Origin of the sequence: Pseudarthrobacter sp. W1I19 (genome assembly GCF_030817835.1) — a bacterium.
Taxonomy (GTDB): Bacteria; Actinomycetota; Actinomycetes; order Actinomycetales; family Micrococcaceae; genus Arthrobacter.
The window spans coordinates 3,890,396-3,911,934 of the sequence record NZ_JAUSZR010000001.1 but is presented as its reverse complement, the minus strand read 5'-3'; the positions used below and the strand labels follow the sequence as shown (position 1 = coordinate 3,911,934).

Annotated in this window: 24 protein-coding genes; 18 read left to right on the top strand and 6 right to left on the bottom strand. The window is 64.9% G+C overall.

What is annotated here, in order from left to right; translation table 11 throughout:
- Positions 1-148: 148 nt before the first annotated feature.
- The 5 genes from QF038_RS18035 to QF038_RS18015 are packed head-to-tail and all read left to right on the top strand — an operon-like array spanning position 149 to position 2,382.
- Positions 149-604, top strand: coding sequence for an Asp23/Gls24 family envelope stress response protein (locus tag QF038_RS18035; protein ID WP_307611904.1), 456 nt, complete (start codon positions 149-151; stop codon positions 602-604).
- Positions 601-792: a DUF2273 domain-containing protein gene (locus tag QF038_RS18030; protein ID WP_091420981.1), complete on the top strand. Its 192-nt coding sequence runs from the start codon at positions 601-603 to the stop codon at positions 790-792. The genes QF038_RS18035 and QF038_RS18030 overlap by 4 nt, the downstream gene beginning before the upstream one ends.
- Positions 789-1,169 carry a hypothetical protein gene (locus QF038_RS18025; protein WP_307611902.1) on the top strand — a complete coding sequence of 127 codons (381 nt, stop codon included), beginning with the start codon at positions 789-791 and terminating at the stop codon, positions 1,167-1,169. Before QF038_RS18030 ends, QF038_RS18025 begins: the two co-directional genes overlap by 4 nt.
- Positions 1,166-1,774: a hypothetical protein gene (locus QF038_RS18020; protein ID WP_307611901.1), complete on the top strand. Its 609-nt coding sequence runs from the start codon at positions 1,166-1,168 to the stop codon at positions 1,772-1,774. Before QF038_RS18025 ends, QF038_RS18020 begins: the two co-directional genes overlap by 4 nt.
- Positions 1,771-2,382: a hypothetical protein gene (locus tag QF038_RS18015; protein ID WP_307611899.1), complete on the top strand. Its 612-nt coding sequence runs from the start codon at positions 1,771-1,773 to the stop codon at positions 2,380-2,382. Before QF038_RS18020 ends, QF038_RS18015 begins: the two co-directional genes overlap by 4 nt.
- A gap of 11 nt (positions 2,383-2,393) precedes the next feature.
- Here the strand turns inward: QF038_RS18015 and QF038_RS18010 are convergent, their stop codons facing one another.
- A complete protein-coding gene (locus QF038_RS18010) occupies positions 2,394-4,196 on the bottom strand; it encodes a glycoside hydrolase family 13 protein (protein ID WP_307611897.1) in 1,803 nt (600 codons plus the stop codon).
- A 140-nt stretch (positions 4,197-4,336) separates the two neighbouring features.
- On the opposite strand from QF038_RS18010, the gene QF038_RS18005 reads away from it, so the two are divergent.
- The 5 genes from QF038_RS18005 to QF038_RS17985 all read left to right on the top strand — a co-directional run bounded on the left by QF038_RS18005 (position 4,337) and on the right by QF038_RS17985 (position 9,003).
- Positions 4,337-5,629 (top strand): ABC transporter substrate-binding protein, encoded by a 1,293-nt coding sequence (locus tag QF038_RS18005; RefSeq protein WP_307611895.1) that lies wholly within the window; start codon positions 4,337-4,339, stop codon positions 5,627-5,629.
- A gap of 7 nt (positions 5,630-5,636) precedes the next feature.
- Positions 5,637-6,674 (top strand): carbohydrate ABC transporter permease, encoded by a 1,038-nt coding sequence (locus tag QF038_RS18000; protein ID WP_091420997.1) that lies wholly within the window; start codon positions 5,637-5,639, stop codon positions 6,672-6,674.
- A complete protein-coding gene (locus tag QF038_RS17995) occupies positions 6,671-7,567 on the top strand; it encodes a carbohydrate ABC transporter permease (RefSeq protein ID WP_307611893.1) in 897 nt (298 codons plus the stop codon). Before QF038_RS18000 ends, QF038_RS17995 begins: the two co-directional genes overlap by 4 nt.
- Positions 7,564-7,812, top strand: coding sequence for a hypothetical protein (locus QF038_RS17990; protein WP_307611891.1), 249 nt, complete (start codon positions 7,564-7,566; stop codon positions 7,810-7,812). Before QF038_RS17995 ends, QF038_RS17990 begins: the two co-directional genes overlap by 4 nt.
- A 138-nt stretch (positions 7,813-7,950) precedes the next feature.
- Complete coding sequence (locus QF038_RS17985) at positions 7,951-9,003, top strand: LacI family DNA-binding transcriptional regulator (protein ID WP_307611889.1); 1,053 nt, start codon at positions 7,951-7,953, stop codon at positions 9,001-9,003.
- Between the two features lie 38 nt (positions 9,004-9,041).
- Here the strand turns inward: QF038_RS17985 and QF038_RS17980 are convergent, their stop codons facing one another.
- Together QF038_RS17980 and QF038_RS17975 are read right to left on the bottom strand one after the other, a co-directional pair.
- Positions 9,042-9,923 carry a hypothetical protein gene (locus tag QF038_RS17980; RefSeq protein ID WP_091421007.1) on the bottom strand — a complete coding sequence of 294 codons (882 nt, stop codon included), beginning with the start codon at positions 9,921-9,923 and terminating at the stop codon, positions 9,042-9,044.
- A gap of 34 nt (positions 9,924-9,957) precedes the next feature.
- On the bottom strand, positions 9,958-10,764 hold the full coding sequence (locus QF038_RS17975) for an exodeoxyribonuclease III (protein ID WP_307611886.1): 807 nt from the start codon (positions 10,762-10,764) through the stop codon (positions 9,958-9,960).
- Between the two features lie 162 nt (positions 10,765-10,926).
- Here QF038_RS17975 and QF038_RS17970 point away from each other — a divergent pair, with 162 nt between their 5' ends.
- From QF038_RS17970 to QF038_RS17955, 4 genes are read left to right on the top strand one after another with little or no spacing between them, the layout of a single operon-like run.
- On the top strand, positions 10,927-12,426 hold the full coding sequence (locus tag QF038_RS17970; protein WP_307611884.1) for a CoA-acylating methylmalonate-semialdehyde dehydrogenase: 1,500 nt from the start codon (positions 10,927-10,929) through the stop codon (positions 12,424-12,426).
- Positions 12,426-13,517: an enoyl-CoA hydratase/isomerase family protein gene (locus tag QF038_RS17965; protein WP_307611883.1), complete on the top strand. Its 1,092-nt coding sequence runs from the start codon at positions 12,426-12,428 to the stop codon at positions 13,515-13,517. Before QF038_RS17970 ends, QF038_RS17965 begins: the two co-directional genes overlap by 1 nt.
- A 34-nt stretch (positions 13,518-13,551) precedes the next feature.
- The gene (gene mmsB, locus QF038_RS17960) at positions 13,552-14,535 is read left to right on the top strand and encodes a 3-hydroxyisobutyrate dehydrogenase (protein ID WP_373461659.1); all 984 of its coding nucleotides are present in this window, start codon (positions 13,552-13,554) and stop codon (positions 14,533-14,535) included.
- Positions 14,532-15,308 (top strand): enoyl-CoA hydratase, encoded by a 777-nt coding sequence (locus QF038_RS17955; RefSeq protein WP_307611878.1) that lies wholly within the window; start codon positions 14,532-14,534, stop codon positions 15,306-15,308. Before mmsB ends, QF038_RS17955 begins: the two co-directional genes overlap by 4 nt.
- On the opposite strand, the gene QF038_RS17950 is transcribed toward QF038_RS17955, so the two are convergent.
- Positions 15,271-16,272, bottom strand: a complete 1,002-nt coding sequence (locus QF038_RS17950; protein ID WP_307611876.1) for an NAD(P)/FAD-dependent oxidoreductase — start codon at positions 16,270-16,272, stop codon at positions 15,271-15,273. The genes QF038_RS17955 and QF038_RS17950 overlap by 38 nt on opposite strands.
- Before the next feature lie 67 nt (positions 16,273-16,339).
- On the opposite strand from QF038_RS17950, the gene QF038_RS17945 reads away from it, so the two are divergent.
- Positions 16,340-16,915 (top strand): helix-turn-helix domain-containing protein, encoded by a 576-nt coding sequence (locus tag QF038_RS17945; RefSeq protein ID WP_307611874.1) that lies wholly within the window; start codon positions 16,340-16,342, stop codon positions 16,913-16,915.
- 151 nt (positions 16,916-17,066) lie between these two features.
- Positions 17,067-17,720: a DedA family protein gene (locus tag QF038_RS17940; protein ID WP_307611872.1), complete on the top strand. Its 654-nt coding sequence runs from the start codon at positions 17,067-17,069 to the stop codon at positions 17,718-17,720.
- Between the two features lie 52 nt (positions 17,721-17,772).
- On the opposite strand, the gene QF038_RS17935 is transcribed toward QF038_RS17940, so the two are convergent.
- Positions 17,773-18,282 carry a MarR family winged helix-turn-helix transcriptional regulator gene (locus QF038_RS17935; RefSeq protein ID WP_307611870.1) on the bottom strand — a complete coding sequence of 170 codons (510 nt, stop codon included), beginning with the start codon at positions 18,280-18,282 and terminating at the stop codon, positions 17,773-17,775.
- A gap of 163 nt (positions 18,283-18,445) precedes the next feature.
- Here QF038_RS17935 and QF038_RS17930 point away from each other — a divergent pair, with 163 nt between their 5' ends.
- Entirely contained in the window at positions 18,446-19,579 is a 1,134-nt protein-coding gene (locus QF038_RS17930) for an acyl-CoA dehydrogenase family protein (RefSeq protein WP_373461658.1), read from the top strand.
- Between the two features lie 117 nt (positions 19,580-19,696).
- Positions 19,697-20,674, top strand: coding sequence for an SDR family oxidoreductase (locus QF038_RS17925; RefSeq protein WP_307611866.1), 978 nt, complete (start codon positions 19,697-19,699; stop codon positions 20,672-20,674).
- Positions 20,675-20,735: 61 nt separating this feature from the next.
- Here the strand turns inward: QF038_RS17925 and QF038_RS17920 are convergent, their stop codons facing one another.
- Positions 20,736-21,521 carry a MerR family transcriptional regulator gene (locus QF038_RS17920; protein ID WP_307611864.1) on the bottom strand — a complete coding sequence of 262 codons (786 nt, stop codon included), beginning with the start codon at positions 21,519-21,521 and terminating at the stop codon, positions 20,736-20,738.
- Positions 21,522-21,539: the final 18 nt, after the last annotated feature.

The window sequence follows — 21,539 nt, the reverse complement described above, 5'->3', positions numbered from 1 at the left end:
GCGCAGCCGCTGAAACCGGCGGCACCGCTCAGGCGGGGATGTCCTTGGGGGCGTCCCCGCCTGGGTCCTTTAACACTGGCGGCAGGGTATCGAGCACATCGATGCAGCCAGGGGATAGGGTTGGGATCAACAGAAGGGGGAGTGCCTGATGGAATACCAGAACCCACAACCCAGCCAGGGCACCCATGCAGTGCCGGCGCCGGTTCCCGTGCCCGGCCTTGGCCGCACAGTAATCTCTGAAACCGCAGTAGCCAAGGTGGCAGGAATCGCCGCACGTGCCGTCCCGGGAGTTTACTCGCTGGGCTCCGGACCGTCGCGTGCCCTGGGAGCCATCCGCGACGCCGTCGGAAGTTCAGACCATGCCACCGGTGTGCACGCTGAAGTGGGCGAAACGCAGGTGGCCGTGGACATCAGCCTCGTGGCAAGCTACGGAACCCCGCTTCATTCCCTGGCTAACGAGGTCCGCGCCGCGGTCTACCGGGCAGTCGAGGAACTGGTGGGGCTGCAGGTGATCGAGGTGAACGTCGAAATCACCGATGTCTATGTCCCGCCGCCGGTCAAACCCAGCCTTTCCGGGCCCGCGGAACGGGAGGCACTGCTGTGAGCCTCACCGTCGCCGGCGTTGCCATCGGCGCCTTTGTCGCCTTTATGTCCCTGCAGTTCGGTCTGTGGGGCTTCCTTGTATCCCTGCTCTTTATGGCCATCGGGGCACTCCTGGGCCGCGCTGCGGAAGGAAAACTGGACCTGCGCGGCGTCCTGGATGCCATCACCGGCCGGCGCTCGTCCTCATGAGCGCCACCGCCCCGCTGGTCCGGGCGCAGGAGTTCAGCGGCCACAACCGCATCAGCACCCAAGCGCTGACCAGCCTTGCAAAAGCCGCCGCCGCCCAATTCCTGGGAGTGGAGGCGGAGGACGTCCGTGCGGACTGGGCGGACGACGACGGCATGCTGGCGCTGTCCCTCGTCACACCTATCAGCATCCCGCCCCTGAAAGCGGTGGTCACCGATCCCTCGCGGGTGGACGCTGCCGGTGGCTCCATCAGGGACCGTACTGTCCGGGCGAAGGCACGCATCCTGGCAACTGTGACTGAACTCAGCGGAGCGCGAATGAGCCGCGTCGATATCAGGATCAGCGGAGCACGGATCAGCGAAGGGGGCAGGGTCCGATGACCCGGAACCAGGAAGACCAGTCACCGGACATGGGCAGGATCCTGCGCCGCGAAACGCATTCATCACGTGCTGTAGTTGCCACCGCCGCGGCAGTCCTGGTTATTGTTTTCGCCGCCTACGGCCTCCTTGAGGCCGGCGTGCATGCCATCGGCCAGCCTGCGTGGCTGATCGAGCCGCAAGTGGCCGCTGAGCGCCTGGTGGCGCTGCCCGCCGGGATCCCGCCGCTGCTGCTGGGAGCCATCGGAGCGGTGCTCGCCATGTTCGGCCTCGTCTTTTTCCTCAACGGGATCCTGCCGGGACGCCGTGCCCGGCACCTCCTGGCCCGCGGCGGGAACGCGGATGGCCCTGCCGTGGTGGTGGACGACGAGGTCGTGGCTTCCTCGCTGGCGCGGCGGGCCCGGCTTGCCGCGAATGTCACCCCCGAACAGGTGATGGTGGTTGTCTCGCAGCGCCAGGTAGTGGTCAATGTCCGGCCCACGTCGGGGGTGCCAGTGGATCCGGATGCCGTGCTCGCAGCCGTTGGGAGCGAAGTTGCTGCCATGGCACTGAACCCGTCCCCCGAGGTGCACGTCAATGTGGCGCCGACCGGAGTCATCGGCGCATGAACAGCACACCCACCCTGCTTAACCGGATCCTGATCGCCATCCTGGGCCTGAAGATGCTGGCCATCGGCGTCCTGTTGATACTGCTGGCTTCCGTCCCGGCCGTTGCTTCCTGGTGGCATTCCTGGTCCGCCGGAGCCTGGGGCGGCATCAACCAGGCATTCAACGCCACACGGTTCCCGGGCAGGCCCCAAAGCTGGCTGTGGGTCCTGGTGGCCTTCGCCCTGCTGGTGCTGATCGGGCTTATGGTGGCCTGGGTGGCCCAGCAAGGAAAAGGCCGGGCCAACCTCCTGGCCCTGGAATACGATCCCGGTGAAGTCCCCGGCGACGTGCGGATCGGCGGGGGAGTGGCGGAGCAAGCGCTGAAGCACGCCCTGGCGAACCGTCCGGACCTGGCTGGTGCCACCGTGACTACCTACACGGTCAAGGGCAGCCCGGCACTGAAGGTCCGCCTGCTCCCGCGACAGGGGGTGGCGCCGCACCTGCTCGCCGACGAGGTGTACGCCCTGGTGGCCGCACTGGAGGCCGTAGTGGGGAAACGGATTCCGGTGCTGATCCATATCGGAGCCGGGGCGCGGACGCGCTTCGGCAGGGCAGAGCGCGTCCGCTGACCAGGCTGGTCCTAGTCCGTGGCGAGGTAGACGGTGCAGTCCACCGGCACCTCGTCCATCCCGCTCCAGTCTGCAGCGGGCTCAGGAGCGCTCGAAAGCACCACGGAATACCCCTCGGGGACCGGCGCCGAGGCGAACCCGAAGTTGCCAAGGACCAGCACCTCCCCGTTATGGAAGGCCAGGACTCCACTCTCGGGAGCGTGGACCTCAGCCCAGGCGAAGGAGCCCCTGCCGAGTTGCCGGGCGGACCGGAAAGCAAGGGCTGCGCGGTAGAGCTGCAGGGTGGAGCCCTCCACGCCGTCCTGCTGGTCGGCGGCGAGCGGCCCAAAACTTTCGGGCTGGGGCAGCCACGGGTTTGCTGTTGCACCTCCGGTAACCGCAAAACCATAGCCTGGCGCGTCCTGCGTCCACGGGAGGGGGACCCGGCAGCCGTCACGCCCGATCTCCGCACCCCGGGTCCTGTGGAATGTTGGATCCTGCCGTGCTTCGGCCGGCAAGGTGGTGTGCTCGGGAAGCCCCAGCTCCTCGCCCTGGTACAGGTAGGCGGAACCCGGCAGGGCCAGGGAAATCAGCGTGGCTGCGCGGGCGCGGGCCAGGCCCAGGGCGGAATCGGGCTGCTCGTCCTCCGAGGCGATGCCTTTCGGAAAGGTTGTAGGGTCCTTGAGTCCGAACCGGGTTGTGTGGCGGACGGTGTCATGGTTGCTCAGCACCCAGGTGCAGGGGGCTCCCACTGACGCGGCTGCTTCCAACGATGACTCGATGGCCGCTGCCATGCGCTCGGCGTCCCACCCGGCCAGCAGGAAGTCGAAGTTGAAGGCCTGCTGCATTTCGTCAGCCCGGGTGTAGCGGGCCAGCCGTTCGGCCGGCTCCACCCAGGCCTCGGCAACCATCATGCGGTCGCCGTCGTACTCGGCCAGCACCCGGTTCCAGTCCCGGTAGATATCGTGGACACCGTCCTGGTCGAAAAACGGTGAGGGCGGATAAACCGGGGAGACGGCGCGGTGCGGTTCCTCGGCATCGGTATGGGCACCCGGCGCGTCGCCGGGAGGGGCTGGTTCCCTCCGCACTTCCGGCGTTCCTTCAACCATGGCTGCCACGCCATCCCAGTCGGGCAGCCCCGGCTCCTTAACCAGGCCATGGGCAACGTCCACCCGGAACCCGTCCGCGCCGCGGTCCAGCCAGAAGCGGAGCACCGAGCGCATCTCCTCCTGCACCTCCTGGTTTTCCCAGTTCAGGTCCGGCTGCTTGGTGTCGAAAAGGTGGAGGTACCACTCGCCCGGTGACCCGTCCGCCTCGGTGATCCGGCTCCACGCCGGTCCGCCGAAGATCGATTTCCAGTTGTTGGGTGCCCGGTTGCCGTCTCCGGAGCCCGGTACCTCGTCCTTGCCGTGACGGAAGATGTAGCGTCCGCGTTCTGGCGAGCCCGGGGGTGCAGCCAAGGCCTCCCGGAACCACACGTGCTCGTCGGAGGTGTGGTTGGGAACCAGGTCAACAATGACCTTCAGGCCGCGCTGGTGGGCTTCCTGCAACATCGCATCGAAGTCCTCCAGCGAGCCGAACAGGGGGTCCACCTGGCGGTAGTCCGCAACGTCGTATCCGGCGTCCGCCTGGGGTGATTTGTAGAAGGGTGAGAGCCAGAGGGCGTCCACTCCAAGCTGCTGAAGGTAGGGCAAACGATCGGTGACACCGCGAAGATCGCCCATGCCGTCGCCATTGCCGTCAGCAAAGGACCGGGGATAGATCTGGTAGACCACAGCGTCCGTCCACCATTCACTGGCGGCTGGCCGATCAGCAGGAACGTCCGGGTTGGACATTTGGTTCCTCTCAGATAACTTTTTGATGTAAACGCTTGCATTACCCGGAGCAACCTTACTAGTGTGAGCGTCACCACATCAACCTCACCTAGCAAGCGCAACGTGTACTTACTTGTCACTCAGCGAGGAGCTTCAAGCTAATGAAAACCCGTAGATTCCTACTTCCGGCGGCGACTGCCGGCATCCTGGCCCTTACCCTGTCCGCTTGTGGCGGAGGCGGTGGCGGCACCACCGGAGGTGGCGGCGGTGGCAGTGATGCCGAAGCCAACCTGGACGGCCGGGGTCCCATTACCTACGTACAGGGCAAGGACAACAACAACGTGGTCCGTCCGTTCATCGAGAAGTGGAATGCAGCGCATCCTGATGAAAAGGTCACGTTCAAGGAACAGACAGACAAAGCGGACCAGCAGCACGACGACCTGGTCCAGCACTTCCAGGCTAAGCAGTCCGACTATGACGTGGTCAGCGTAGACGTCATTTGGACTGCTGAGTTCGCTGCCAAGGGCTGGCTGCAGCCGCTCAAGGACAAGATGGCGATCGACACCTCGAAAATGCTTAAGGCTCCGGTTGAGGCTTCCACCTACAAGGGCACGCTGTACGCTGGACCGAAGGATTCCGACGGCGGCATCCTCTACTACCGCAAGGACCTCGTCCCAACGCCACCCAAGACCTGGGACGAAATGATGAGCATGTGCTCGATTGCCAAGGCCAACAACATCGGGTGCTACTCCGGGCAATACAAGCAGTACGAGGGCCTGACGGTTAACGCCTCTGAGGCGATCAACTCGGCCGGTGGATCCGTTTTGGATGACCAAGGCAAGCCGAGCCTGAACACGCCTGAGGCAAAGGCTGGCCTGGAGAACCTGGTTAAGGCATACGCCGACGGCAACATTCCGCAGGAGGCAATCACCTACCAGGAAGAGGAGAGCCGCCGCGCCTTCCAGTCCGGCAACCTGCTCTTCCACCGCAACTGGCCTTACATCTACAGCCTGATCACGACTGAGGGATCGTCTGCTGTAAAGGATAAGTTCGCAATGGCGCCCCTGCCGGGCAAGGACGGCCCCGGTGCGTCCTCCCTCGGTGGGCATAACGCAGCCATCAGTGTTTACTCCAAGAACAAGGCCACGGCACTGGACTTCATCAAGTACATCGAGACCGAGGAAAACCAGAAGTTCTTTGCAAACCAGGCTTCGTTGGCTCCAATCCTGACCTCGGTGTACGAGGACAAGGAGCTGGTGGCTAAACTGCCCTACCTGAGTGTTCTCCAGACGTCCATCCAGAACGCGGTACCGCGCCCCGTGACGCCCTTCTACCCGGCGGTCACAAAGGCAATCCAGGAGAATGCCTACGCAGCTCTTAAGGGCGAGAAGCCCGTCGAGACGGCACTCTCTGACATGCAGAAGTCCATCGAGTCATCAAGCGCAGGATCGTAATTCAGCCATGGCAACAGAATTAGGCCCGACGCCGGTCACCAAGCCGGCGTCGGGCGGGACTCCAGTCCACCAGGCACCCAAAGGCGTAGGTGAGGACAACAGGATTGCGAGCCAGGGCCGCTGGGCATCGTGGCTCCTTGCCCCCACCGTCATTGCCCTGGGCGTAGTCATCGTTTACCCGATCATCAGTGCCATCGTGATGTCCTTCACGAAGGACGCGGGGCTGGATCCGGCCACAGGTCTCTTCACTGAGGGCGGACCGGCCGGCATCCAGAACTATGTGAACTGGCTGGCGCAGCAGTGTGCAGCCCAGGGTGGCGGCACAGTAGCCTGTCCGCCGGGTACCTTGGCCGGCCAATTCTGGACGGCTACCGGCACCACCTTCATTTTTACTGTCATTACGGTCGCCTTCGAAACTGTCCTAGGTTTCTGGATGGCCATGATCATGGCGCGTACCTTCAAAGGCCGCGGCCTGGTCCGCGCGGCCGTCCTCGTCCCTTGGGCTATCCCCACGGCCGTCACCGCACAGCTGTGGCTCTTTATGTTCGACTTCAATGGAATCATCAACAAGCTGTTCAACGTCAGCATCCTCTGGACCGGCAGCGAATGGCCGGCCAAGTGGGCAGTCATCATCGCTGACACCTGGAAGACCACCCCGTTTATGGCCCTCCTGATTCTGGCCGGCCTGCAGATGATTCCCGCCGAAGTCTATGAGGCGGCCAAGGTGGACGGAGCCACTGCGTGGCAGCGGTTCCGGATGATCACCCTTCCGCTGGTCAAACCGGCTCTGATGGTGGCCATCCTGTTCCGTACCCTGGATGCACTGCGTATGTTCGACCTGCCGTACATCCTCACTGGCGGTGCCAACAACACCACCACCCTGTCCATCCTGGTGATCAACCAGATCAGGCAAGGGTTCAACGCTGCGGCTGCCTTGTCGACCATCACGTTCATCATCATCTTCCTGGTGGCGTTCATCTTTGTCCGCTTCCTCGGGGCGAATGTAGTTGAGCAAAGTGGAGCGACAGGAAAGGGTAAAAAATGACCGCCGCAACAGCAGATTCAGGCCTGCGGGCACGCCAGGACAAAGGGCGGCAGGTTGCCCAGAACAGGGAAAAGTGGGCGCAGGCACGCACCTACATCAGCGCCGCCGTTATCCTGATTTGGTGTCTGGCACCCGCTTACTGGATGGTGGTCACGGCCTTCCGCGAGGTGGGGTTCACGTACGATACAACGCCTTGGCCGACGCACGTGACGCTGGACAACTTCATCACTGCCTTCGATACATCGTTCGGCAACAAATTCGGTCAAGCGCTGCTCAACAGCATCTTTATCGGAGTGACCGTCACGGTGATCTCGCTGGTGATCGGCGTCTTCGCCGCATACGCACTGGCACGCTTGAACTTCCGGTTCAAGTACCTGGTGCTGGGCTTCATCCTGGGTGCTTCCATGTTCCCCGGCGTTGCCCTGATCACCCCGCTCTTCCAGCTCTTCACCAACATCGGCTGGATGGGCACCTACCAGGCCCTGATCATTCCGAACATCTCCTTCGTCCTGCCGCTCACCGTCTACACTCTGACCTCCTTCTTCCGCGAAATGCCGTGGGAGCTGGAGGAATCAGCCCGTGTTGATGGCTGCACGCAGGGCCAGGCGTTCCGGAAGGTGATCATGCCACTTGCGGCTCCGGCGATCTTCACGACGGCGATCCTGGCATTTATCTCCTCCTGGAACGAGTTCCTGATCGCCAGCCAGCTCTCGAGTGAGGCTACGAAACCAGTAACGGTTGCCATCGCCAGTTTTGCCGGCGCGCAGCCCAACCAGATCCCCTACACGGCCATCATGGCCGCCGGCACCATCGTCACCATCCCCTTGGTGATCCTCGTGCTGGTCTTCCAGCGCAAGATCGTTGCCGGCCTTACGGCAGGTGCGGTCAAGTGACGAACAGCCCTTCCCGCCCCCGGTCCACGGGGGCGGGAAGTGACCGCCGCCGGATGAGGTCCGGGGAAGACTTCGACATCATCATCGGATTCCTCGCTTTCTGGGCGGTGGTGCTGCTCGTTGTCACGGTCTGGATGGAAGTGACGGCACAGCCCGCGCTGGGCTGGGCACTGGGATTGCTGGCGTCTCTCCTGGCGATCTACGGGATGGTACGGCTGCGGCGGAAGCTTCCAGACCGGAGGTAGGGTACGCGCTTGACCTGCCGCTACCGGGCATCGGGCCGAAAAGTAACACTGCGATACACTCAGGCGCCGCAAATACTATGGCGTGGGGGCATCGCACCAAGCATGGCGGAGGCCTGCAGGAAGTATTGAGGGGGCACCGTGGCTCGCACAAGTGAAAGGTCCCAACGGGGCGGCCACAGCGGTGTCAGCATCGAGGACGTGGCCGCGGCAGCGGGGGTTTCAACTGCCACGGTTTCGCGGGCCGTCCGCGGCCTGCCCCGGGTGTCGCCCGCCACCCGGGAAAAAATCCTCGAGGTAGCCGGGAACCTGGGCTACGTAGCTTCCAGTTCCGCATCCGGCCTGGCCACGGGACGAACCAGGACCATCGGCGTGCTCGCCCCGTTCGTGAGCCGCTGGTTCTTCTCCAAAGCAATCGAGGGGGCGGACCGGGAACTCCACGCCCGGAACTACAACCTGTCGCTCTTCAACCTCGGCGGCCACGGCAGCAACCGGGAGCGGCTCTTCAGCAAGACCATGGTCTACAAACAGATCGACGCCCTGCTGGTCCTGTGTATGGCGCTGTCCCATGACGAACTCGACCACCTCCAGAAGATCGACATCCCGCTGGTGGTGGTGGGCGGGCACGTGGAAGAGTGCGCCTACATCGGCATCGACGATTACGCCGCCGCCTCCACAGCCGTGCGGCACCTGATCGACCTCGGCCACCGGAACATCGCGCTGCTGCACGGCGACGACGAAACGGACCTGAACTTCGATGTTCCGCGCGTCCGGATCCTGGCCTTCAAGGATGTGATGACCGCTGCCGGCCTCCCCACCCGCCCTGAATGGGACGAGTGGGGGGACTTCACGGTCCGCAGCGGGCAGGAGGCTTTCCGCCGGCTCTGGGCGAAGCCCGGGGATAAACCAACAGCCATTTTCTGCGCCTCGGACGAGATGGCCATGGGTGTCATCTTTGAAGCCTCGCGGCTGGGCATCCGGGTGCCGGAGGAAGTCTCGGTGGTGGGCATCGACAACCACGATTTTGCCGACGCCATGGGCCTGACCACAGTGGGCCAGCGGCCCGACGAGCAGGCCGAGCTGGCCACCAAGATGCTCCTCGACGAACTGGACGGGTCCGCAGGATCAGTGCAGTCCGCCGTCGCGCCCCATGAACTGATCATCAGAAGGACGACGGCGCCGCCGCAGTCCTAGCGGTTAACTTGGGTTTTGACCGGTTGAGGAAGCCCCGTTCAGGAAGCACGGGCCAGTTGCCGGATGGGGATCCAGCGGGAGGCCAGGCGCCGGTAGGCCGCCGCCGCGCCCGTCATGTCGCCCTCCGCCAGGCATTCGATGCCAAGCCGGATGTCCATGGGTGAATCGTCCGGATACACTTTGTCCGCTACCGCGCCGTAGTCCAGTTCCACCATCGATTCCACGTGGAACGTTTCCAGCCACTCGGTGAGCTGGGCCAGGTCATCGAGCATATCCAGGTCCGGCGCCGCGAGTGCCAGGTTGGCCACGGCGTAGCGGGCCCGCTCCAGCGCTTCGGTGATGGGTGCCCACACGCGGACTGTGAGAATCCTGCCGGCAGCCTCCACCACGTCTTTATGGTCCTGTTCCATAAAAAGGGAAAACCAGCTGAAGGGAATGCCCCAGGTGGACGCGCGGGTGTGCACGCGGATGGACCCGTCACGGGCCTTCACCTGATCGATCCGTTCCTGGTGCTTGTCCCGCTGCTCCTCCGGAATCAGCAGTTCCGCCAGCGGACCGTGGATCCCCTCCATCAGGGCATTGGCAGCCAGGCCCGCACGCAAAACCAGCTGGCTGGGGCAGTAGAGCAGCACCGGCTCGTCGTCGCCGGCGTCGTCTGTTCCGCCCGGCCCAGCCGGGGCAGTGGTGACGCGCACCAGGTCCGTTCGCCCGGTGGGGAAAGGATCACCGCCGGATCGCGTGATGCGTCCCAGCGATGCCAGCAGTTCGGCGTTTTCGACGGCGGCACGGGAGGCAGAGCGCGCCCCTGCGGCTTGGATCGCGGCGCGCTGCTCCTCCGGGAAGGCATCCAGCGGTTCGTAGACGCGCAGGGTTGAGGAGAATGGCAGGCCGGCCTGGCCCCGGTAGAGGTTTCCCGTCATCACGGTCTCCTTGAATGGGTCCAGGATTCCGTCATCAGTCGGCCAGTTCCACCAGCACGGGGGCGTGGTCCGAGGCGCCCTTGCCCTTGCGCTCCTCGCGGTCGATTGCGGCGCCGGTGACGCGTGCGGCCAGGGCCGGGGACGCCAGGATGAAGTCGATCCGCATGCCTTCCTTCTTCGGGAAGCGCAGCTGGGTGTAGTCCCAGTAGGTGTAGACGCCCGGGCCGGGAGTGTAGGGCCGCACCACGTCGGTGTAACCGGCCGACTCGAAGGCATGGAACGCGGCGCGCTCGGGCGGGCTGACGTGCGTGTAGCGGTTGTTGACGAAGAGATCGATGTCCCACACGTCCTCGTCGAACGGGGCGATATTCCAGTCGCCCATCAGCGCCACCTGGGCTTCGGGGTTCCGGGTCACCAGCTCCTGGGCGTGCGTCTTCAGGCTTTCCAGCCACTTGAGCTTGTACGGCATGTGCTCATCGTCCAGGGAGCGGCCGTTGGGAACGTAAAGGCTCCAGATGCGGACGCCGGCGCAGGTTGCGGCCATGGCACGGGCCTCCTGCACGGGATCCGTGCCGGCCTTGCCGAACGACGGCTGGTCCAGGAACGTGCGCTCAACGTCTTCGAGGCCCACGCGGGAGGCGATAGCCACGCCATTCCACTGGTTGACGCCGAAGTGGGCCACTTCGTAGCCCATCCGTTCGAAGAGCTCCCAGGGAAAGTTGTCGTCCTTGCACTTGGTTTCCTGGATGGCCAGCACGTCGCAGTCGCTGCGCTGGAGCCAGGCTTCCACACGGTCGGCACGGGCACGGAGCGAATTCACATTCCAGGTAGCAATCTTCACAGTTCCTAACTTACCTTGGCCGTGCTGCCGCCGGTAAAGCAGGCTGCGGCAGCCGCCTACAGGCTCCATCCGGGGCGCAAGGGAGTGGTGGAGTTTAGTTGGAAGCCCGAGTATATTCGCAACCAGAAATGGCTTAGGTCACATGCGAAGGAGCGTCTGCTCATGGTGCGCGAGCTTTCCCACTACGTCGGCGGCCAACAGGCGGCAGGCATGTCCGGCCGTTTCGGCGACGTCTTTGATCCATGCACCGGCGCAGTCCAGGCAGGCGTGCCGCTGGCAAGCCGGGACGAGGTGCACAACGCCGTGGCCGCTGCCGCGAAGGCCCAGGAGGAATGGGCGGCCATGAACCCGCAGCGCCGGGGGAGGATCCTGCTCCGGTTCGTGGACCTGGTCAACCGGGACATGGAGGAGTTGGCCCGGCTGCTGTCCTCCGAACACGGCAAGACCCTTGCCGACTCCCGGGGAGACATCCAGCGCGGACTCGAGGTGGTGGAGTTCGCCGCCGGCGCGCCGCACCTGCTCAAGGGCGAGTTCTCCACCGAGGCCGGAGCCGGGATAGACATCCACTCGCTGCGGCAGCCCCTTGGCGTGGTGGCCGGAATCACCCCGTTCAACTTTCCCGCCATGATCCCGTTGTGGAAGTCCGGCCCGGCCCTGGCTGCGGGCAACGCATTCATCCTCAAGCCCTCCGAACGGGACCCGTCCGTGCCGCTGCGGCTGGCCGAACTGTACTCCGAAGCGGGCGTCCCGGACGGAGTGTTCAACGTAGTCAACGGGGACAAGGAAGCCGTGGACGCCCTCCTCGAGGACCCCCTTGTCAGGGCCATCGGGTTTGTCGGCTCCACCCCGATTGCCCAATACATCTACGCCACCGCCGCCGCCCAAGGAAAGCGGGCTCAGTGCTTCGGCGGCGCCAAAAACCACATGGTGGTTATGCCGGACGCGGACCTGGACCAGGCCGCGGACGCCCTCATCGGCGCCGGATACGGCTCCGCGGGGGAACGCTGCATGGCCGTTTCAGTGGCCGTTCCGGTGGGGCAGGAAACAGCTGACAAGCTGGTAGCCAGGCTCCAGGAACGGATCACGTCGCTCAAGGTGGGGCACAGCCTGGACCAGGCCACGGATTTCGGCCCGGTAGTCACCGCCGCCGCCAAGGAGCGGATCGAGGGCTGCATCCAGGCGGGAGTGGACGAGGGCGCAACCCTGCTGGCGGATGGCCGGGGCGTCACGGTGGAAGGCTACAAGGATGGCTTCTGGGTGGGCCCCACCCTCTTCGACCATGTGACACCGGAGATGGCCATCTACCGGCAGGAAATCTTCGGCCCCGTCCTGAGCGTGGTCCGGGCTGCCGACTACGATGAAGCCCTCCGGCTCTGCAGCCGGAACGAGTACGGAAACGGTGTGGCCATCTTCACCCGCGACGGGGACGCCGCCAGGGATTTTGCCACCAGGGTGGATGTGGGCATGGTGGGCATCAACGTGCCCATCCCGGTGCCCCTGGCCTACTACACCTTCGGCGGCTGGAAGGCGTCCGGGTTCGGCGACCTCAACCAGCACGGCGCCGACGCCTTCCGCTTCTATACCAAAACGAAAACGGTCACCACGCGGTGGCCGTCAGGGATACGGCACGGGGCCAGCTTCGTGATGCCGGAAGGAAGTTGATGGCGGACAGCACGCAAACCGGTACGGACACCAATTCCGAGGTGCTGTTTGAGCGCCGGGGGCAGCTGGGGGTGGTCACCCTCAACAGGCCCCGCGCAGTGAACGCCCTGACTGCCGGGATGGTGGGGACGCTTCTGGAGCAGCTCACCGCATGGGCGGACGACGACGGCGTTGCCACGGTTGTGGTGCGCGGGGCCGGGGAACGTGGCCTGTGTGCAGGTGGCGACATTGTGGCCATTTATGAGGACATGCTCGCCGGCGGCGGGCAGACTGCAGACTTCTGGCAAACGGAGTACAGGGTGAATTCGCTGATCGCCCGCTATCCCAAGCCATACGTCGCCTTGATGGACGGGCTGGTCCTGGGCGGGGGCGTGGGAATCTCAGCACACGGCTCTGTGCGGGTGGTGACGGAACGTACGCGGATGGGCATGCCGGAAACCACCATTGGTTTTGCGCCCGACGTCGGCGGGACGCTTTTGTTGTCCCGCTCGCCCGGGGAGGCGGGAACCCACGCGGCGCTGACCGGCGCGCACTTGAGTGCGGCCGATGCCTTGTACCTCGGCCTCGCCGACCACTACGTCCCGTCTACCAGGCTTGAGGAGCTGATGCTGGCGCTGGAAAGCGAAACTGCGGAAGCCGCCGTCGGGCGCTGCAGCGAAACCGCACCGACCTCCACCCTGGAGCAGCACCGCGACTGGATTGACAGTTGCTACGCCTTCGACGACGCCGGGGAGATCGTCCGCAGGCTCCGGAGCTTCGACGGCGAAGGAAACGGCGAGGCCGCCCAGGCCGCCGATACCATCGAGGCGAAGTCACCCACGTCCGTAAAAGTCACACTGGCATCACTGCGGCGCGCCAAGGGGATGACGTTGGATGAGGCCCTGGCCCAGGAGTACCGGGTGGGACTGCGCTTCCTGGCAGCGCCCGATTTCCGCGAGGGGATCCGGGCGCAGGTGGTGGACAAGGACCGGACGCCGCGCTGGATCCCGCTGACTCTTGCTGAGGTGCTGCCGGAACAGGTGGAGCGCTTTTTTGAACCGCTGGGCAGCAGGGAACTGGATCTTGGAGTGAAGGAGACGGACCGTGCCTGAGGACTACACCATCGCGTTCCTGGGCCTTGGCCACATGGGCGGGCCCATGGCGGTGAACCTGGTCAAAGCCGGCTACACCGTGGCCGGTTTCGACGTGGTGCCTGCCGCGCTCGACGCAGCGCGGGCGGCCGGGATTCCGGTTGCTGCCAGCGCCGCTGACGCAGCGTCCGGCGCCAAGGTTGTCCTGACGATGTTCCCGAGCGGCCGGCATGTGCTGGACGCCTACCAGGGAAGCGACGGCGTTCCGGGCCTGCTGGAGGTGGCGTCGCCCGGAACCATGTTCCTGGACTGCTCCACTATCAATGTGGACGAAGCGCGTGAAGCGGCCCGGCTGACTATCGACGCCGGCCACCGCTCGGTGGACGCTCCGGTTTCCGGCGGGGTGGTGGGTGCAGAGGCCGGGACGCTGACGTTTATGGTGGGCGGAGATCCTGAGGACTTCGGGGCAGTGCGTCCGCTGCTGGAAGTGATGGGCAAGCGGGTGGTGCACTGTGGTGCCCATGGCGCGGGGCAGGCTGCCAAGATCTGCAACAACCTGATCCTGGGTGCCTCCATGATAGCCGTGAGCGAAGCCTTTGTCCTGGGGGAGAAGCTGGGCCTGAGCCATCAGGCACTGTTTGATGTGGCATCGGCAGCATCCGGTCAGTGCTGGGCATTGACCACCAACTGCCCCGTGCCGGGGCCGGTCCCCACCAGCCCGGCCAACCGCGATTACCAGCCCGGTTTTGCCGGAGCCCTGATGGCCAAGGACCTCAAACTTGCCGTAAATGCACTGCAAAGCACCGGAGTGGCAGCCCGGGTAGGTCCGCTCGCCGCCGAAATCTACGATACGTTTGCCGCGGAAGGCGGCGCCGGCCGGGACTTCTCCGGAATCATCACGGACATCCGGGACAGATCCGATGGTCCTGATGGAGCGGGAAACAAAAACCAGACCGCAAATGTTGCCGGCGGAGCCCCAGGAACGGCATCAACGACCGCAGCAAACAGTGCAGCACAGGACGACGGGAGCCCTGAATGACGGAATACACGAACATCCTGGTGGAACAGCGCGGCCGGGTGGGGCTGGTGACGCTCAACCGGCCGCAGGCGCTGAATGCCCTGAACAAGGCCACCATGGAAGAGCTCGTGCAGGCCGTCCGCACCATGGACTCCGACCCCGCGGTAGGAGCGGTGGTGATCACCGGCTCCAGCAAGGCTTTCGCCGCCGGCGCCGATATCAAGGAAATGGCTGCCCAAGGCTACATGGACATGTATACCGCGGACTGGTTCCGGGGTTGGGAGGACTTCACCCGGCTGCGCATTCCCACCATCGCAGCGGTCTCCGGGTTCGCGCTGGGCGGCGGGTGTGAACTGGCCATGATGTGCGATCTCATCATTGCCGGGGACAACGCGAAGTTCGGCCAGCCCGAGATCAACCTGGGCGTGCTGCCCGGCATGGGCGGGTCACAGCGGCTCACCCGGGCCATAGGCAAGGCCAAAGCGATGGACCTGATCCTCACCGGCCGGTTCATCGGCGCGGAGGAAGCCGACAGGTGCGGCCTGGTGTCCCGAGTGGTTCCAGCCGAGGATGTGGTGGACGAGGCCATCAAGGCCGCGGACGTGATCGCGTCCAAGTCCAAACCCGTGGCCATGGTGGCAAAAGAGGCCGTGAACGCGGCCTTTGAAACGGGCCTCACCCAGGGAGTGGTATTCGAGCGCCGGCTCTTCCATTCGCTCTTCGCCACGGAGGACCAAAAGGAAGGCATGGCGGCGTTCACTGAGAAACGCCAGCCCGAATTCCGGCACCGTTAAGCATCAACGACTGCCGGTAGGCGGACAGGTCTGCTGCCATCTCCTCCGCCATCAGGTGGTTGTTAATGGCGACGGCGGCCCAGGCGCCCGCCGCTGCTGACGCCAGTACCTGCGCGCGCACATCCGTCACGTTGCCTGCCGCCCATACGCCGGCGACGTCGGTGGCTCCGTCGGCATCCGTCGGCAGGAAATTCCCGATGCCCATCGGATGCGGTTCCGGCTTCAGGCCGAGGCCGGCGAACGCGTCCAGGCGGGCCCGGACCTGCGCCCCTACCACCACGGCATCCACGGCCACTTCCGGCCCGCCTGCCAAGGCAACGCCGCGCAACCGGTCCTGCTCCACCCGGAGCGATTCGACCATGCCGGCAACAACCTTGATGCCACGGGCGGCCAGCTGCTCCAGTTCCTCGGCGGAGGGCAGCACAAGTTCGTTCAGGAACAGCGTGATGTTGGCGCTCCACTGCCGGAACAGCAACGCCTGATGCACAGACCAGGGACCATTTCCAAGGACGCCGATTGCCTGGTCGCGGACCTCCCAGCCATGGCAGAAGGGGCAGTGCAGCACGTCCCTGCCCCAGCGCTCGCGGAGTCCGGGGATCCCGGGCAGCTCGTCCACCAGGCCGGTGGTGATCAGGAGCCGCCTCGCCCGCAGGACACGGCCGTCCGCAGCGGTGACGGCAAAGCCTTCGGCAACACTTCCGGCCGCGGCCACAGCCTCGCCATGGATGGTCCGGACGCCGTACTCCCTTGCTTCGGCCCGGGCGGTCGCCAGGAGTTCCGCGGGGCTGAAGCCATCACGGGACAGGAACCCATGGACCCCCTGGGCAGGGGCATTGCGGGGTTCGCCGCTGTCCAGTACCAGGACCGAGCGGCGCGACCGGCCGAGCATTTGTGCCGCGCTGAGGCCGGCCGCGCCGCCGCCAATGATCAGGACGTCAGAGATTGATGAGTTGTGGTTTGTCATGGTTGCCATGGTGTTCCACCCCCGCCGGTGCTGGCAAAGTATCTTGCCGGAATGGCAATATGGGGAAATGGAGGAACAGATTGACGATGTCCTGGCCGCGGTGGGTCCCAGATTGCGGGCCCTTCGGCGGGCAACCGGCATCACGCTCACAGCATTGGCCGAAACCACGGGCATATCCGTGAGCACATTATCCAGGCTGGAGTCCGGCCAGCGCCGGCCCAACCTCGAGTTGCTGCTGCCGCTGGCCAAGGCGTACCAGGTTCCGCTGGATGAACTGGTGGGCGCTCCGGCCACAGGAGATCCCCGGGTGCACCTGCGGCCCCTCCAAGTACGGGGAATGACCATCATTCCGCTGACCAAAAAACCTGGCGGCATCCAGGCCTACAAACACATCCTGCCCGCCGGACGGTTGGAGGAACCCAACCCTCAAGTGCACGAAGGATATGAGTGGCTGTATGTGCTCAACGGAAAGCTGCGGATGGTCCTGGGTGGCCAGGACCTGGTGCTTAATGCGGGGGAAGCCGCGGAATTCGATACCAGGGTCCCGCACTGGTTCGGCCGTGCCGACGGCAACCCGGTGGAGTTCCTGAGCCTCTTCGGCACACAGGGGGAGCGGATGCACGTCCGGGCCAAGCCTGCCTGATCGCTGGCCCGGGCCGGGCTGGGGCCAGGGAGCGGTGGCCGGCGATGAAGCTGGGTGCGGCCGCCGCGCCGGGCCCAGCTTTTACACAGGTGCGTAAGGTAGACAAGACCGCGAGAACAGTATGGCGGCGGCGCGGACAGAGGGGCGTTCTATGTGGGGGACAGCAGCGGACGCGGGCGGTTCGGCCGATAACCTGACCGGGCTGGTGGGCGTGGCTGCGCGGGGCATCGAGCAGCTCGGAGAATGGGGTGTGGGGCTCTTCACCCTCGCTGAAACAGTGGTGCCGCCCATCCCCAGCGAAGTGATCCTGCCGTTGGCCGGCTACCTGGCCAGGCAGGGCTCCCTGAGCCTGGTCCTCGTATTTGTGACCAGCACCCTCGGTGCGTATCTTGGCGCCCTGTTCCTGTACTGGCTCGGGGCCAAGCTCGGACTGGAGCGGTCCATCCGCGGGTTATCGAAGCTTCCATTGGTGGACCGGGAGGACTTTGAACACGCGGCCGGCTGGTTCCGCCGGCATGGACGCTCGTCGATCTTTTTCGGGAGGTTGCTTCCCGGCGTGCGGAGCCTCATTTCCCTTCCGGCCGGAGCTGCAGCCATGCCGCTGGGAATGTTCACCATCTACACGCTCGCCGGCAGCGGGCTGTGGAACGGATTGCTGCTGGGGCTCGGGTACCTGCTGGGCACCCAGTACCGGTTGATCGAGGAGTACTCCCGTTTCCTGAACTACGCCGTCTATGCTGCTGTCGGCGTCACCGTGGTGCTGCTCGTTGCCCGGCGGATCAAACGCGCCAAGACGCCACGCTGACCCTCCTCGGGCCGGCTCGGGATGTCCGGCTCGTTCAGACCGTCCGGCCCTTTCAGGGACCGATGAAGTCGCCGGCGTTCCGGCGGAAGTTCCCGAGTATCCGGATCAGCTGATCGATATCCTCTTGCCCGAAGCCGGAGGCGCCGAAGACCTCGGCGTTGAGTGCCGCCGTCGAACGTTTCGCCAAGGTGCGGCCCTCGGCGGTGAGCTCAACCAATGTGGTGCGGCCGTCCGTCGGATGCGGCGAACGGCGCACCAGCCCGGCCTCCTGCAGCCGGTCAACCGCATTGGTGATGGACGTGGGATGGACCTGGAGGAGTGTGCTGGCCTTCTTCATTGGAAGGGACCCGTTCCTGGCGAAGCTCAACAGGGCCAGCAGCTCGTAGCGTGCGAACGTCAGTCCAAAAGGCTTCAGTGCTAATTCGATCCTGGCGAGCAGGATCTGCTGGGTCCGCATGATGGCGGTGATAGCTGCCATTGGCGCCGCCTCCTCCGCCCAGCCGTTATTTTCCCAGTTCCGGCGGGCGTCAGCGATGGGGTCTCGGGGAAGCGGAGTGGCCATAAGCAGCCTTTCGCAGATGTGATGCACCTCACCCGTTGCGGGGTCTGTGCAATATACTAGGACATCCAATGGTTGGTAATGCTGTTTCGGCAGAGCGGGGGGACCAATGCCAGTGCGGGCCAGGGGAGACAAGGGAGTGCCACCCTTTCCGGATGCCGACCTGATGTACATTGTTGACCTCCTCGCGCCTCCTGAACGGGACAGGTACTTTGGCATCCGCGAGTTCCTCCAATCCTCGGTACGGCAGCCCTCCATCGAGTATTGGAATCGTGAAGAGTTTCCTTTTGGGCTGCTGGCGGACATGGGAAAACATGGCCTCGGCGCCCTCCAGCTGGACGGCAGTTCCGCGCTGTTCAAGGGACTGATGTACGTTGAGCTGGCCCGTGCGGACGTGTCCTTGTCAGCGCTCGCCGGTATCCATAATGAACTGATCCTCGGGATGGTCAGCGAGTTGGGCTCCGACGAACAGAAGGCCCGGTGGCTGCCGGGCCTGAAAACCTTCAGCCAGTTGGGCGCCTTTGCCCTGACGGAGCCCGACCACGGCTCAGACATTGCCGGCGGGCTGGAAACATCGGCCACGCTGGACGGCGGCGAGTGGGTCCTCAGTGGTGCCAAGCGCTGGATCGGAGCCGCCACTATCGCCGACTTCGCGCTGGTGTGGGCGCGGGATGTGGCGGACGGCGAGATCAAGGGCTTCATCGTGGAGACGGACAGGCCAGGCTACACGGCCACCAAAATTACGCACAAGATCGGCCTGCGGATCATGCAGAACGCGGACATTGTGCTGGATGATGTACGGGTTCCGGCGGAAAACCTGCTGCCCGGAGCCACAAGCTTCTCCCGGACAAACGAGCTCCTGCGCGACTCCCGCGCCTGGGTTGGCTGGCAGGGTGCCGGAATCCAGCTGGCCGCCTTCGACATCGCGCGGGCCTATGCCCTGAACCGGCGCCAGTTCGGCAAGGAATTGGCCAGCTTCCAACTGGTCCAGCAGCAACTCGCCGATATGTTGGGCAACGCGTCTGCCTCGCTGGCCTTGATGGCGCAGCTGGCGCGCGTCCAGCAGGAGGGAAAGTTGGAGATGGTCCAGGCGGCCATGGCCAAAGCCACGGTCACCAGGCTGGCCCGGGCCTCGGTGGCCATGGGTCGTTCGCTGCTGGGCGGTAACGGCATCAGCAGCGACTATGAGATGGGCAAGCTCTTCGGTGACGCCGAAATCCTCTACACCTATGAGGGCAGCTACGAGATCAACTCTCTTATTGTGGGCAGGGCCGTCACCGGAAAATCCGCCTTCCATTAGGTGCATAACCCGGCTGAGCCAGCGGCCGTTGTCCGGCCGTGCCGTGATCGGTAGCATCAAACACTAAGCCTGCTTAGTTTTATGCGAGGGCCGTCCGCGGAGAGAAAGGGAAGCCGAATGCGCGTCAAAAATCCAGTTGTGGTGATCACCGGCGCCTCCAGCGGGATCGGGCGCGCCACGGCCCTTCGCTTCGCCGCCAAGGGGGCCCGGCTGGTCTTGGCCGCCCGGGGAGCGGAATCCCTGGAGGACGTGGCTGGGGCCTGCAGGAGACGCGGCGCGAAAGCCATCGCCGTCCCCACCGACGTAACGGACGTGGGCGGGATGGAGGAGTTGGCGGCGCGTGCAGAACAAGAGTTCGGCGGCCTGGATGTGTGGGTCAACAATGCCGCGGTGGGTGCATTCGGACTGCTGACCGAGATTCCGCCGAAGGACTTCCAGCGGGTGCTTGACGTCAACATCTCCGGTTACGTCAATGGAGCGCGGGCGGCTCTTCCCCGCATGCGCGCCCAAGGGTCCGGTGTCCTGATCAACGTTGCGTCAGTGGTTGCGGAAATTCCGTTGCCCTACTCAGCCGCGTACTCCATGTCCAAAGCGGCGGTGCGAGCGCTGAGCATCAGCCTGCGCTCCGAACTGGCTCGTGAAGGCGTGGCCGGGGTGCACGTGTGCACGGTCCTCCCCGCCACCATTGACACACCCTTCTACCAGAACGCCGCCAACTACACCGGGCGCCGCCCGATGGCCATGCCCCCGGTCTACACGGCCGAGCGGGTTGCGAAAGCCGTGGTGAGGCTCGTGGAACACCCGCGCAGGGAGCTCGTCGCGGGAGGCCTGGCGGGCCGGCTCCTGGTCTTGCAGCACAAGCTGGCACCTGGTGCGGTAGAAGCGGCCACCGCCCGCCAAGTGGACACGCGCCAGTTGTCCCGGCGGCGGTCCGCACCTTTGACCTCCGGAAACCTCAGCCAGGCGTCGCAGATGGTCCGCAGGCCTTCCGTGGGCGGGGGATGGCACGGCCGACGACGGACGGCACGGCGGCGGATTGGAACCGCCGCGGTGCTCGCCGCAGCCGTGGTCGCCGTGCGGAAGAGGCTGGGCTGATTGCCGCTGGCCCATATCCTGCCTCGCCAAGCCAGCCTCCGCCGTCGTGCTTTGAGCCTTGTTAGAGGTTCCTGTCGGCATAGGCACGCAAGGCGTCCCGCACGAAGCCGGCGCCCTTCTCGCCACCGTAGTTGGCGGCGAAACGCGGATCGGCAACGTACATTTCTCCCAGGCCCACCACGTAGCCCTTGACGTCTCCGCCGGGCTCCGACGCGGGAGTGCCAGGGATGGAAGTTAACCACTCAACGTGCCGCCGTGCCAGGTCCTGCGCTTCCGGGCTGTCCGCGCCGAGCCCTGCTTCCGAGGCGGCCGTCCAGTCCCTGCCCAGCTTTTCGGCCCGGGACTTCCACTCCTGCTTCTCCGCGGTTCCCATGCCGCGCCACCAGGCGTCCCCCTTCGCGTAGGCGTCCTTGCCCCAGCGCTCCTCCACCTCGTCCTTGTACTGGGTGTGGTCGAAGCCGTCAAACATTTTTTCAGCCATGAGTTCGCCTCCTGCTTTCACTGTTTCAATGGTTTGCTGGACAGACAGGACCTGCCGCGCCAGCCGCTCCTGCTCCTGCCGGAGCCAGTCCAGGTGGCGGCTCAGCGCATGGACGGTGTCTGTCTCGTGCTGGAATACCTCGGCAATAGCCGGCAGGCCCAGGCCGAGTTCCCGGAGCAGGAGGATCCGCTGCAGCTGCAGGAGCGCTGCGCCGTTGTAGTAGCGGTATCCGTTGCTGCCAACGCGGCTGGGCTTCAGCAGCCCGATGTCGTCGTAGTGGCGCAGTGTCCGGCTGGTGGTGCCTGCCATCCTGGCAACATCCTGGATAGACCAGTCAATGCCTGTTGCTGTTCCGGATGCGTCCATGGTCTGAGCGTAGGGGTT

Excerpts from the sequence above, each read along its gene's own strand:
- QF038_RS17945 (WP_307611874.1), top strand. The coding sequence starts at position 16,340 with ATGGAGGAACAGATTGACGATGTCCTGGCCGCGGTGGGTCCCAGATTG.
- QF038_RS18005 (WP_307611895.1), top strand. The coding sequence starts at position 4,337 with ATGAAAACCCGTAGATTCCTACTTCCGGCGGCGACTGCCGGCATCCTG.
- QF038_RS18025 (WP_307611902.1), top strand. The coding sequence starts at position 789 with ATGAGCGCCACCGCCCCGCTGGTCCGGGCGCAGGAGTTCAGCGGCCAC.
- QF038_RS18010 (WP_307611897.1), bottom strand. The coding sequence starts at position 4,196 with ATGTCCAACCCGGACGTTCCTGCTGATCGGCCAGCCGCCAGTGAATGG.
- mmsB (WP_373461659.1), top strand. The coding sequence starts at position 13,552 with ATGGGCGGGCCCATGGCGGTGAACCTGGTCAAAGCCGGCTACACCGTG.
- QF038_RS17980 (WP_091421007.1), bottom strand. The coding sequence starts at position 9,923 with ATGACGGGAAACCTCTACCGGGGCCAGGCCGGCCTGCCATTCTCCTCA.
- QF038_RS17995 (WP_307611893.1), top strand. The coding sequence starts at position 6,671 with ATGACCGCCGCAACAGCAGATTCAGGCCTGCGGGCACGCCAGGACAAA.
- QF038_RS17935 (WP_307611870.1), bottom strand. The coding sequence starts at position 18,282 with ATGGCCACTCCGCTTCCCCGAGACCCCATCGCTGACGCCCGCCGGAAC.
- QF038_RS17950 (WP_307611876.1), bottom strand. The coding sequence starts at position 16,272 with ATGACAAACCACAACTCATCAATCTCTGACGTCCTGATCATTGGCGGC.
- QF038_RS17970 (WP_307611884.1), top strand. The coding sequence starts at position 10,927 with ATGGTGCGCGAGCTTTCCCACTACGTCGGCGGCCAACAGGCGGCAGGC.
- QF038_RS17930 (WP_373461658.1), top strand. The coding sequence starts at position 18,446 with ATGTACATTGTTGACCTCCTCGCGCCTCCTGAACGGGACAGGTACTTT.
- QF038_RS17920 (WP_307611864.1), bottom strand. The coding sequence starts at position 21,521 with ATGGACGCATCCGGAACAGCAACAGGCATTGACTGGTCTATCCAGGAT.
- QF038_RS18020 (WP_307611901.1), top strand. The coding sequence starts at position 1,166 with ATGACCCGGAACCAGGAAGACCAGTCACCGGACATGGGCAGGATCCTG.
- QF038_RS18000 (WP_091420997.1), top strand. The coding sequence starts at position 5,637 with ATGGCAACAGAATTAGGCCCGACGCCGGTCACCAAGCCGGCGTCGGGC.
- QF038_RS17955 (WP_307611878.1), top strand. The coding sequence starts at position 14,532 with ATGACGGAATACACGAACATCCTGGTGGAACAGCGCGGCCGGGTGGGG.
- QF038_RS18015 (WP_307611899.1), top strand. The coding sequence starts at position 1,771 with ATGAACAGCACACCCACCCTGCTTAACCGGATCCTGATCGCCATCCTG.
- QF038_RS18035 (WP_307611904.1), top strand. The coding sequence starts at position 149 with ATGGAATACCAGAACCCACAACCCAGCCAGGGCACCCATGCAGTGCCG.
- QF038_RS17940 (WP_307611872.1), top strand. The coding sequence starts at position 17,067 with ATGTGGGGGACAGCAGCGGACGCGGGCGGTTCGGCCGATAACCTGACC.
- QF038_RS17925 (WP_307611866.1), top strand. The coding sequence starts at position 19,697 with ATGCGCGTCAAAAATCCAGTTGTGGTGATCACCGGCGCCTCCAGCGGG.
- QF038_RS17965 (WP_307611883.1), top strand. The coding sequence starts at position 12,426 with ATGGCGGACAGCACGCAAACCGGTACGGACACCAATTCCGAGGTGCTG.